Annotated in this window: 9 protein-coding genes; 7 read left to right on the plus strand and 2 right to left on the minus strand. The window is 59.7% G+C overall.

The genetic code is table 11. From position 1 onward, the window contains the following. Positions 1 to 236 precede the first annotated feature (236 nt). Positions 237 to 1,274 (minus strand): pentapeptide repeat-containing protein, encoded by a 1,038-nt coding sequence (locus GR198_RS35035; protein ID WP_204337320.1) that lies wholly within the window; start codon positions 1,272 to 1,274, stop codon positions 237 to 239. A gap of 270 nt (positions 1,275 to 1,544) precedes the next feature. Here GR198_RS35035 and GR198_RS35040 point away from each other — a divergent pair, with 270 nt between their 5' ends. After that, complete coding sequence (locus GR198_RS35040; protein WP_164070475.1) at positions 1,545 to 2,684, plus strand: ROK family transcriptional regulator; 1,140 nt, start codon at positions 1,545 to 1,547, stop codon at positions 2,682 to 2,684. A gap of 27 nt (positions 2,685 to 2,711) precedes the next feature. On the opposite strand, the gene GR198_RS35045 is transcribed toward GR198_RS35040, so the two are convergent. After that, entirely contained in the window at positions 2,712 to 3,758 is a 1,047-nt protein-coding gene (locus GR198_RS35045) for a Gfo/Idh/MocA family protein (protein ID WP_164070476.1), read from the minus strand. Positions 3,759 to 4,127: 369 nt separating this feature from the next. Between GR198_RS35045 and GR198_RS35050 the strand changes: the two genes are divergently transcribed. The 6 genes from GR198_RS35050 to GR198_RS35075 all read left to right on the plus strand — a co-directional run bounded on the left by GR198_RS35050 (position 4,128) and on the right by GR198_RS35075 (position 10,546). Next, the gene (locus GR198_RS35050; protein WP_027664475.1) at positions 4,128 to 5,426 is read left to right on the plus strand and encodes an ABC transporter substrate-binding protein; all 1,299 of its coding nucleotides are present in this window, start codon (positions 4,128 to 4,130) and stop codon (positions 5,424 to 5,426) included. 70 nt (positions 5,427 to 5,496) lie between these two features. Beyond that, positions 5,497 to 6,426, plus strand: a complete 930-nt coding sequence (locus GR198_RS35055) for a carbohydrate ABC transporter permease (RefSeq protein WP_003550501.1) — start codon at positions 5,497 to 5,499, stop codon at positions 6,424 to 6,426. Further along, the gene (locus GR198_RS35060; RefSeq protein ID WP_011649125.1) at positions 6,423 to 7,265 is read left to right on the plus strand and encodes a carbohydrate ABC transporter permease; all 843 of its coding nucleotides are present in this window, start codon (positions 6,423 to 6,425) and stop codon (positions 7,263 to 7,265) included. The genes GR198_RS35055 and GR198_RS35060 overlap by 4 nt, the downstream gene beginning before the upstream one ends. 38 nt (positions 7,266 to 7,303) lie before the next feature. Then, positions 7,304 to 8,542, plus strand: a complete 1,239-nt coding sequence (locus GR198_RS35065) for an ROK family transcriptional regulator (protein ID WP_164070477.1) — start codon at positions 7,304 to 7,306, stop codon at positions 8,540 to 8,542. A 65-nt stretch (positions 8,543 to 8,607) separates the two neighbouring features. Continuing rightward, positions 8,608 to 9,462, plus strand: a complete 855-nt coding sequence (locus GR198_RS35070) for a sugar phosphate isomerase/epimerase family protein (RefSeq protein WP_164070478.1) — start codon at positions 8,608 to 8,610, stop codon at positions 9,460 to 9,462. Positions 9,463 to 9,484: 22 nt separating this feature from the next. Continuing rightward, on the plus strand, positions 9,485 to 10,546 hold the full coding sequence (locus GR198_RS35075; protein WP_003550492.1) for an ABC transporter ATP-binding protein: 1,062 nt from the start codon (positions 9,485 to 9,487) through the stop codon (positions 10,544 to 10,546). Positions 10,547 to 10,561 lie beyond the last annotated feature (15 nt).

Raw genomic sequence — 10,561 nt, forward strand, 5'->3', positions numbered from 1 at the left:
TCTCTGTCATCGTCATCTCCTGTTCAAAGGTTGGCTAAAACAGCCCAATCCTTCAAATCAGAAGCGCATCATGCAAATCCCGAGTTCCAAATGCCGCGCAAGCGGCTTCGTTCAATCCTGAATGTCGATCGGTCCTAGACGACTCCGTCGATTCACCTGCGTTTCAGGCCTGCTGCAAAACGCCGAGGCAGCCCGCAAAGCTATAGGCGTCGCCATGTGCGTCGAGTCATTGTGACCTAGTCTCGCGGTGGACGATCCACCGGCACGACGGTCTCATGCGAGAATACGACGCCGTTCCGCTCGAGGTCCCGATAGAGTTCCAAGATTCGATTGACCATGGCGGCTTCTGTGGAGGGGTAGCCCAACGCGCTCGTGAACGGCTTGGCGCCCTTCGTCTGATCGAGCGCTTCGATCCTTACCTGACGGTTGACGGCCTTCAAGATGGTCGCGAAATGTGCGTCGGAGATGAATGCGTTGAAGTCCAGGACATCGTTGGCAACCCTATCCTGCACGAGCATGACGTGAACGGGCCCAAGGCGCGCTGCGAGTTCAGCTATGAACGCCCTTCGGGCGACCTGATCGTTTTTCAGCTTGATGTAGTGGGCAAGACGGGCCATGTCTTCGCGCCTTGTGACATTCCTGGCTATCGAGGTAGCAGCGTAAATTGCAGCAACGTGATCCTTGTTCAGGAGATACACGAGGAATGACAGGCACTTCGATGGCGCCCTTCGATACCGGTCGTCGATGACGTGCACGGCCGAGCCGAGCACTTCAATCCTGCTGATCTTTTCGTTGTAGAGCTGCATCTTCAAAAACACGATCAGGTCGTCGATCGTCATAAGCCGCGACATGGCTCGCAATGCATTACGTCGAACGAAGCTATCCCTTGCCATTGAGTACAACACCGATGCGGTGGCCATCTTTCTGGTTTGATCAAGATCGTCCCGCCGCAGCTCCCTTTCCAGAATGATTATTTGGTGCGTCCAGTGCGCGCCTCTCAGGGACTGATAGGTCTCGACGTCGATCCCCATGGCAGCTTCTTGACGTGCGAAGAATGACCCGTCGAGTGCCGCGTTGTCCAAGATTGTAGTCGAATCCCAGGTGACGTTTTCGCCGATCGATCCACGAAGATCTGCGCCGGAGAAATTGAAGCCTCTTAGATCCGCGTCGGTGAAGTCCATTCCCCGGAGGTCCGCATCCGCAAAATCGCTTCTGGGATCAAAGCCGGTTATCCTCAGGAGGTTGGAAAAGCTTGCGTCGTCGGTGAGCGCCATTTCCCTTATCGCATCGATGTCGGCCGAGGAGAGATCTTCGGTCAGGAAGGTGCTACTATTAACAACCGATAGAGTGAAGCTCCGATTGCTGTGTCGTTTCGACGGCCTGTTGACGCATTTTGCGGCATTCGCCCGCCGCGCTTCGTCAGCGCGGTGATGGCCCTGATCCCGATTGATAGGACGTTCAGCCCAAAAAGCGGCTGCTAAGCTCGGCTTTCCCATAGCCCGTGGATGAAGTACACAACCGGAAAGGCTCTAGGAAAGACAGTCATGCGGTATCTTCGGTCAGGGCCGCGTCGGCTTCACGCTCAGGAGATGGGCGCCCCACGCGCCAAAACAGTCGGTCTGCGGTCCGGCGAAATCGCCGATCGAAACATTCGCGTCATCTTGGAAGCGATTCGCCGCCATGGCCCGCTGACGCGGATGGAGCTTGGCCAGCATTGCGGCCTGACCGGCCCCGGCATTACCAATATTCTCCGCCGACTGGCCGAGGAAAAGCTTGTCACCTCCAACCGCCGCAATGGCCTTGGCGGAGGGGCCACCGCTACCGAGTTTGCCTTGCGCCCGGAAGGTGCTTTCTCGATCGGCGTCAAGCTTCGCCAAAGGCGTGGCGAGGCCGTGCTCATCGATCTGAGTGGCCAGGTCCATGACCGGGCCTATATCGAGCTAGACCCCGCGGACAAAGTCGGCCTGGTGCATGCGGCCGTCAGGGATATGGTCGATCGCCACGCCGCATTGCCGATCATCGGGCTTGGCATCGCCGCCAACGACTGGACAGAGGATCAAAGCGATCAGATCGCCGCGATGTCGACGATCGCCCGTCCCTATGTCGAGAACGAGTGCACGGCGAGCCTTCTCGCCGAGCGCACGATCGGCAGCTCCGGCAGGGAAGGCGGACTTGCGATGATCATCATCGACGACGACGTTCAGGCCGGCTTTCTCATTCGCGGTATTCCCTATTCCGGCGTGCATGGCCGGGCAGGCAGCATCGGCGAAATGCTGACAGGCCCGGACAATGTCCAGCTGAACACCGTCGTCGGTTTCGAATCCCTGCGATCACGGATCGGCGACCAGGCATTCACCCGCCTTCTGAAGGGCGAGGAAATCTCCTCGCCATTACTGTCGCAATGGATACGGGAAGCCGCCGGCCATCTACTCGACCCGATCATCGCCATGGCCGGTTTTCTCGCACCGAGCGTCGTCATGATCGGCAGCGATCTGCCGCAGGGCGTGATCGAAGCGCTGATCCATCAGCTTTCCATCGAGCGACGCGACACCTCGACGAGACCATTGCTGACGCCCTGGATTTCGCCGATGAAACCCGCGAGTTTCAGCGGCGGCGGCGTTGCGCTCGGTGCAGCCCTCCTCCCTTTCCTCAACACTTTGCTGCTGCCGCCGGCTTCGGCCTGATGGCCCAACCAGCCGCTTTGGCGTGACTCAGCCGAGCGCTTCATCGGCGTGGCTGAGATCGGAGGCCAGCGCCTTGTCCAGGATTTTCTGGATATTGGCCGCCCGCCGGAACGAGGGTTCCTGGGTCCTGCCCGCCCGTACGGCCTGCACGAAACGCTGGTAGTTCGTCTCGACCGGATCGAAGGGGACGTCGCGCCAGGTTGCCGTGTGCACGTCTTCTCCAAGACAGGCGCGTAGCGTCGATTTTCCGGTGTCGTAGATCATCTCGATCGAGCCGGTTTCGCCATAGACCCTGAGGCGCAGCTGATCCATCTGTCCGGCCGCCGTGCGCGTCGCTTGGATCGTCCCGATCGCCCCGCCGAAGAAATCGACATTCATCGTAAAGCTGTCATTCGCATCGAGATCATATTCGCCGATTTTGTGGCCCGGCGCCTTGTCGAAGGTCTTCAGCCGGGCGAAGACATGAGCAACGTCGAGCCCGGAACCGTATGATGCGAAATCGACGATATGAATTCCGATATCGCCGAGCGCGCCATTGGATCCGTGCTTCTTGCTCAGCCGCCACAGCCATTTGCTTTCGGTTTTCCAGTCGCCCCAGTGACGACCGACCAGCCAGCTTTGCAGGTGGGAGGCCTCGACATGCCTGATCTCCCCGATTTCGCCGGCGAGCACCATCTGCCGGCCTTTCTGAAGGGCGGGCGAATTGCGATAGGTGAAGTTGACCATACCGACCTTGCCCGATCGCTCAATGGCCTCGGTCATCTCCATGGCCTTGACGGCATCGGTGGCGAGCGGCTTTTCGCAGAAGACGTGCTTGCCGGCTGCGATCGCCTGCAGCGTCGTCGGGTGGTGAATGCGGTCCGGCGTGACGTTTGCCACTGCGTCGAACTCGCCCCAGGCGATAGCATCCTCGAGGGTCGTGAAATGATTGGCGATGCCATGTTCGGTGCAAAAGGCCGCGAGCTTTTCCGGGACGACATCGACGCCGCCCACGACGCTGACGCCTTCGATCGCCTTGAAGTTGGCGGCATGCTGGTTGGCCATGCCGCCGGTACCGAGAATGAGTAGACGCATCGTATCCTCCATGGAATTAACTTCCCGCGGCAGTTCAGCCGGGCAAAACCGCACTCACACCATCGCAGCCATCCGCGATTGCCTCGTGCTCTTCTTCAGGAAAATTGCGGTGGATGCGCCGCGCGTGCGGCGGGACGCTCCATCACTTTCACGGCGCATGTTCTTTTCCGGAAATCGATCTCGATTTTCCGGAACTGTGCGCTAGCTGCTGTTGATTGTCGCCAGCATCTCAACCTCCCAGGTCTGGCCCTCCAAGCTGTGGCTTGACATCAAATCAAAGTAACTTAATCTAATTAATGCAGCACGGAAATGAGGAGAGGTCAACTGACCGCCAGGCTGTATCCGTTCAAAATGGGGAGGAGACCCATCATGAAGAGCGCCACCGTCAGCGCATTTGCGCTGAGCACCATGTTATTTTCAGCATCCGTTTCATTTGCCCAGGAACTTGCCACGAAGGACAGGATCGGCCTTGCCGATGCGCCGAAATCCCTCGTCGTCCGTCTGACGAACGATAGTCCCAACAATTCGGATCCGGCGATCGCCGAGGGCTATCAGAAGCTGTTCGTCGATTTCATCAAGAAGCATCCGGACTGGAAATTGCAGATGCAATTCATGTCCTCGGACATCGGCACCGAACAGGCCAAGATGCTGGAGCAGGCCAAGGCCGGCAACGCGCCTGACTGCGCTGCTGTCGACTCCTTCGTCCTCTCGCAGTTCATGGTCAATAAAGTTCTTGCGGACTTCACGCCGTATTTTTCGAAGGAGGAAGTGGATGACCTGTTCCCCTTCATCCGCAGCGGCATCACGGATAAGGACCAGACGGTCCGCGCCTGGTGGTGGGATACGGACCTTCGTGTGCTCTACCGCAACAAGTCGATCGTTGCGGATGCGCCCCAGACATGGGACGACCTGAAAACGGCCGCGCTCGCCTCCACCAAGGAAGGCATGGAAGGCGTTCTCTTCAACGGCGGGCGCTGGGAAGGGACGACATTCGACTGGCTCGCGAATTATTGGGCGCTGGGCGGCAAGCTCGTCGACGACTCAGGCAAGCCGGTATTCGGCGAAGGCGAGAACAAGGAGAAATTCCTGAAGGCGCTGAATTATTTCAAGGATCTCGTCGATTCGGGTGCCGCGCCCAAGCGCGTCAGCACGATCGCGAATTACGACGATATGAATGCCGCGGCGGCAGCGGCGACCACGGCGCTCTTCATCGGCGGCAACTGGCAATATGCGCAACTGAAGGCCACGCTCGACGAGGACGAGTTCAACAACTGGACCTTCTCGCCGATCCCCGGCCCCAGCGCCGATCAGCGTTCGACCGGAACCGGCGGCTGGACGATCGCCTCCTTCAGCAAGGACAAGGACAAGATCGAGATGTGCGCCAACCTCGCACGCGAGGTCTATATGGGGCCGGCAAACGCGCTGCAGCAGCAGTTGCCGACCAGGAAGTCGCTGTTCGACAAATATGAGGTCTTCTCCACCGAAGCCAACAAGACCTTCGCCGCGGCTCTGGTCGATGGACAGGCACGCCCGGGTGTGCCGATCTATCCTGAAATCTCCAACCAGATCCAGATCATGATGGGCGACGTGCTCTCGGGGACCAAAAAGCCGGAAGACGCCTTGAATGCCGCCTTCAATGCGGCGCTGGAGGCCTACAAGCGTCTCTAGTGCTTCCGACCGTGACGGCGCCTGCCCGCCAGGCGCCGTCGACATTGCGAAACCCCGCACAGAGAAGCCAATGAGCCCCATTGCCATCGAGGCTGACAGCCCGCCTCAAAGCAGAACGTTCATGCGCCGTTTCGCCGGTGCGCCCCTGCCCTGGATCATGCCCGTGATCGTCGTCATCGGCATCTTCTACCTTTACCCCGTCATCGACGTTTTCAGGCTTTCATTCACCAATGCCACGCTGATCGGCGACAATCAGGATTATACGCTGGGGTCGATCACCAATGCGTTGAGCTCGCCGCAGCTACCCGACATTTTATGGGCGACCCTGATCTTTGTCGGCGGCAGCGTTATCGGCCAGCAGATTTTAGGCCTTGCGGTCGCCGTCGTGGTTATCCGCGGCGAAAAGCGCGGCCTGTTCGGCACCACCATTTTGAGGACGACGGCGCTGGTTGCCTGGGTTGTCCCCGGAATTGCCGGCGGCATCATCTGGCAGATGCTCTTTTCCGAAGCGCCTTATGGTGCGTTGAACAGCATTCTCAGGTTGATGCACATGCCTGTTGTCGCCTGGCTCTCGGACCCCGCAATCGCACCGTGGTCTACCCTCATTTCCAACATCTGGCGCGGCACGGCATTTTCGATGGTCGTCATGTATGCGGCGCTGAAGTCGATCGATCCCTCGCTCTATGAAGCGGCCGAGGTCGACGGTGCGACGGCATCGCAGCAGTTTTTCTTCGTCACGCTTCCGCAGCTGCGCGCGGCGATCCTCGTCAACATGATCCTCATTACGATCCAGACGGTGAATACCTTCGATGCGATCATCACGCTGACGGGCGGCGGGCCGGGGCGCGCGACCGAGGTCATCTCGCTCTACGTCTTCAATATCGTCTTTAGAAACTACGACCTGTCCGGCGGCAGCGTGCTCTCCGTGCTCATGCTGATCATCAGCCTCGGGCTCGCCTTTATCTATGCGTCGTTCCTGCCGAAGGAGGAAGAGCAATGAGCGGACGGACCGGAACGCGGCTCGGCGATGCCATGAGCTATCTGTTCATGCTGGTAATGTTCGTATTCTTCGCCGGCCCCCTCACCTATCTCCTGTCGATGGCGATGCGCGACAAGCGCGAGATCTATCGCGGCGCGGCGCGATATATTCCAAATAATCCCACCATCGACAATTTCATCACCGTTTTGAACAACAGCTATTTTCCGATCTATCTCTGGAATGGCCTCAAGCTTGCCGCCCTTAGCGGGCTGGGCGTCCTGATCGTCGCACTGCCCGCGGCATACGCCTTTTCCCGCTTTCAGTTCCGGGGCAAGGGCCTGTCGATGATGGGGCTGCTGCTTTTCCAGATGATCTCGCCGCTCGTCATCATGGTGCCGCTCTACCGCTACATGAACCGCCTTGGCCTGCTGGATACGCATTTTGCCGTCGTCATGGTCTATATCGCGCTTGGCGTTCCGCTGGCGACCTGGCTCCTCAAGAGTTCGGTCGACGGCATCCCGCGCAGCCTCGACGAAGCGGCGATGATCGATGGCTGCAATCGATTTTCGGTCTTCTGGCGCATCATTCTGCCATTATCGGCGCCGGGCATCGCTTCCGTCTTCATCATCACGGTGATTGCCGGCTGGTCGCAATTTCTGGTGCCTTTTCTGTTGCTCACAAAAAATGATCTGATGCCGATCGGCGTCGGGATCTTTAACTTCCGCGGCATGCAAACCGACTCGTCCATCCAACTGCTTGCCGCCGCCTGCCTGATCGCAGTCGTTCCGGCGATCGTCGCCTTCCTGTCGCTCCAGCGGCTGATCCTCGGTGCGATGACCAGTGGCGCCGTCAAGGGATGACGAGCGGTTCAGGCTATGCGCAAGGAAGGATTTCGAGCATGAACCAGACACTCGGCGCCAGACTGTCCCCGGATCTGACGGGCGCCAATGTCGAGGATGCAGGTGAGCACAACAGGGCTGTCGTCCTGCGCTGCATTCATCGCCAGGCGCCGATTTCGCGCGCCGAAATTGCCAGGCGGACGGGTTTTACCAAACCGGCAATCGCCCGGATCGTCGATCGCCTGCTGGATGAGGGCCTGATCATGGAAGCCCGCCGTCGGCATGGGCTGAGAGGCCAGCCGGCGATCGAACTCGAAATCAACCCGGATGCCTGTTTTGCCATCGGTATCAACATCGATCGCGACCATCTGACGATCCTGGCCGTCGATGCCGTCGGCAACGTCCGCGCCCGCGTGCATCATGAGAAACGCTTCATCCTGCCGGCGGAATTCCTGCAGCTCACGGCCGATGCGATTTCGCATTTCCAGCGCAGCCGGCTCATCGACGACGCGCGCCTGGCCGGCATCGGTCTGGCGATGCCGGATTGGCTTGGCGAGATTTCGCTCCTCGGCAAGCCCGAGGCTTATGAGGAATGGACGGCATTCGATGTGCGCGCCGCACTGGAGAACCTGACGCAGCATCCCGTCTTCATCGAAAACGAAGCCAATGCCGCAGCCCTTGCCGAACTCGATTATGGACTGGGTGCTGAAAGCAGCAGCTTCTTCTACATCGCCATCAATCCATGCCCGGGCGGCGGCCTCGTGCTCGACGGCAACGGTCATCGCGGCGCCATGGGCCTCAGCGGCGAAATCGGCTGGCTGCCGATCGCCGACGGCCGCGACGGTAAGGCCCATAAGGTCCAGCTTCTCGGCGAGATATTCTCGTTGTTCTTCCTCTATGATTTCCTCGCGCAACACGGTGTCGAGGTGAGTGTTCCGCACGATCTCCTGACGCTGGATGCGCATGGCAGGCGCCTCGTGTCACAATGGCTGAAGGAAATGAGCGCGCATCTGGCTGTCGCCGTCAAGCATATCGGCATGGTCGTCGACCCCGATGCCGTCCTCGTCGGCGGCAGATTGCCGATCCGCATCGTCGACGAGTTACTGCGCTATGTGCACGAGCATCTCGATGCCGAGGACACCAGCCTTCCCTCGCTTCATCGCGCCTCGCTCGGAGAGGATGCCTCTGCCATGGGGGCGGCGGTCATGCCGATGGCAGCAGCCCTCATGCTCGCATCGGCCGACGCTGCTCAACGCACACGTTCGCCACTCAAGAACATGGATCGCCTGAACAGTTGAAACCGCCGGCAAGGCCCACGGATTTTGGTGAAGAACGGGATTTTGGTGAAGATCGGAGGATTTTGGTGAAGATCGGCTTTTACACCTCGACATTCAACGATCGGCCCCTGGAGGAAGTGGTGGACTTCGCCGCATCGGTCGGTTTCGACGCCATCGAGATCGATGTCGGCGGTCATATCAAGACGCCGGACCGGGTGGAGGCCGCCGTCGCGCTCGCGCGTAGCCGCGGCCTCTTCGTGTCGTCGATTACCTATTTCGGCAATCAACTCGATGCCGACCGGGCAAAACGAACGGCACTTCGGGAAAGGACCGCCGAATTTGCTAGCGCGATCGGGCAAGCGGGCGTCCCGATCTTCGTGATCTTCCCGGGCCGGGACGACACCGCAAGCGACGAAGCCAATTATGATGACTTCGCCGATTTCGCCAACGGCCTGATCGCTGAGACGCTGTCCTATGGCCTGACCTTCGCAATCGAGAACTGGCCGGGTCCGAAGGACAATTTCATCGGAACGACACCAAGAGGGTGGCAGGAGCTTTTTCAGAGGATCGGGGATCCCCGTTTCGGCCTGGAATTCGATCCCTCGCACCTCATCCGCATCGGCGTCGATCCTTATCGGGCGATGGAGGCGGTGAAGGATCGCATCGCCATCCTTCATGCCAAGGACACGGCAATCAATCGGGAGAGCCTGCAGGCTGTCGGTTATCACGGCAAGGGCTGGTGGCAATACAAGCTACCCGGGCTCGGCCTCATCGATTGGCCGAGGTTTCTGCGCCAAGCCCGCGGGGCTGGTTTCGACGGCACGCTGTCGATCGAACACGAGGATGCCGCCTATGGCTGGCCGGGCAAGGACTTAGCCGAGCGCAAAGACGGCGAGCGCCTCGGCCTCGATTATTTGAGAAATGTCCTGAGCGGACTTTGACAGCGATTTCGGGAGGACGGTAATGGCCCATGTTTCGGTCAACAATGCGCGCAAGGATTACGGCGCGTTCAAAGCGATCAAAGGCGTATCGGTCGATATCGGCGACGGCGAGTTCGTCGTTCTGGTCGGCCCCTCGGGCTGCGGCAAATCCACACTTTTGAGAATGATCGCGGGCCTCGAGGGCATCACCTCGGGGCAGATCCAGATCGGCAAGCATATCGTCAACGAGCTTGCCCCCAAGGATCGGGACATCGCCATGGTGTTTCAGAACTACGCGCTCTACCCGCATATGACCGTTGCCAAGAACATGGGCTTTTCGCTGCGGCTGAAACGGATGCCGAGGTCGGAGATCGATCAGCGGGTCGGCAACGCCGCGAAGATCCTCGGTCTCGAAAGTCTCCTGGAGAGATATCCCAAGCAACTGTCGGGCGGCCAGAGACAGCGCGTGGCGATGGGGCGGGCAATCGTCCGCGACCCGGCCGTCTTCCTCTTCGACGAGCCCCTGTCGAACCTCGATGCCAAGCTCAGGGTGCAGATGCGCTCGGAGATCAAGGAATTGCATCAACGGCTGCAGACGACGACCATCTATGTCACCCACGACCAGATCGAAGCCATGACCATGGCCGACAAGATCGTCGTCATGAAGGACGGCCTGATCGAGCAGTCGGGTTCTCCGCTGGAATTGTACGATCGTCCGAACAACCTCTTCGTCGCAGGCTTCATCGGTTCCCCGGCGATGAATTTCATCAGCGGCAGCATGACGGGAGACGGGTTTCGAACCGCCGACGGTCTGCTCCTGCCGAGCGAGCGCCGTCCGGCAGATGCCGTCATCTACGGCATTCGTCCCGAACATATCCGGTTGGACCCGGGCGGCATCGAGGTCACGACGGTGGTCGTCGAGCCGACGGGTTCGGAAACGCTCGTCATCGTCCGGCTGGGAACGCAGACGCTGACCTGCGTCTTCAGGGAACGGATCAGGGCGGCCCCCGGCGAGGTGCTGAGGATTGCGCCAATCCATGATGCTGTTCACCTGTTCGCCGGAAACGAGCAGCGGATCACCTCAGGCGAAGCCCCGTTGAACTGACCCGGCCGATTGCCC

The organism is Rhizobium leguminosarum (genome assembly GCF_010668065.1).
GTDB classification, from domain to species: domain Bacteria; phylum Pseudomonadota; class Alphaproteobacteria; order Rhizobiales; family Rhizobiaceae; genus Rhizobium; species Rhizobium leguminosarum_S.

Bases quoted from the DNA above. Each gene is read 5' to 3' on its own strand.
- GR198_RS35055 (WP_003550501.1), top strand. From the start codon at position 5,497: ATGAGCCCCATTGCCATCGAGGCTGACAGCCCGCCTCAAAGCAGAACG.
- GR198_RS35075 (WP_003550492.1), top strand. From the start codon at position 9,485: ATGGCCCATGTTTCGGTCAACAATGCGCGCAAGGATTACGGCGCGTTC.
- GR198_RS35065 (WP_164070477.1), top strand. From the start codon at position 7,304: ATGAACCAGACACTCGGCGCCAGACTGTCCCCGGATCTGACGGGCGCC.
- GR198_RS35035 (WP_204337320.1), bottom strand. From the start codon at position 1,274: ATGGCGCTCACCGACGACGCAAGCTTTTCCAACCTCCTGAGGATAACC.
- GR198_RS35040 (WP_164070475.1), top strand. From the start codon at position 1,545: ATGCGGTATCTTCGGTCAGGGCCGCGTCGGCTTCACGCTCAGGAGATG.
- GR198_RS35045 (WP_164070476.1), bottom strand. From the start codon at position 3,758: ATGCGTCTACTCATTCTCGGTACCGGCGGCATGGCCAACCAGCATGCC.
- GR198_RS35050 (WP_027664475.1), top strand. From the start codon at position 4,128: ATGAAGAGCGCCACCGTCAGCGCATTTGCGCTGAGCACCATGTTATTT.
- GR198_RS35060 (WP_011649125.1), top strand. From the start codon at position 6,423: ATGAGCGGACGGACCGGAACGCGGCTCGGCGATGCCATGAGCTATCTG.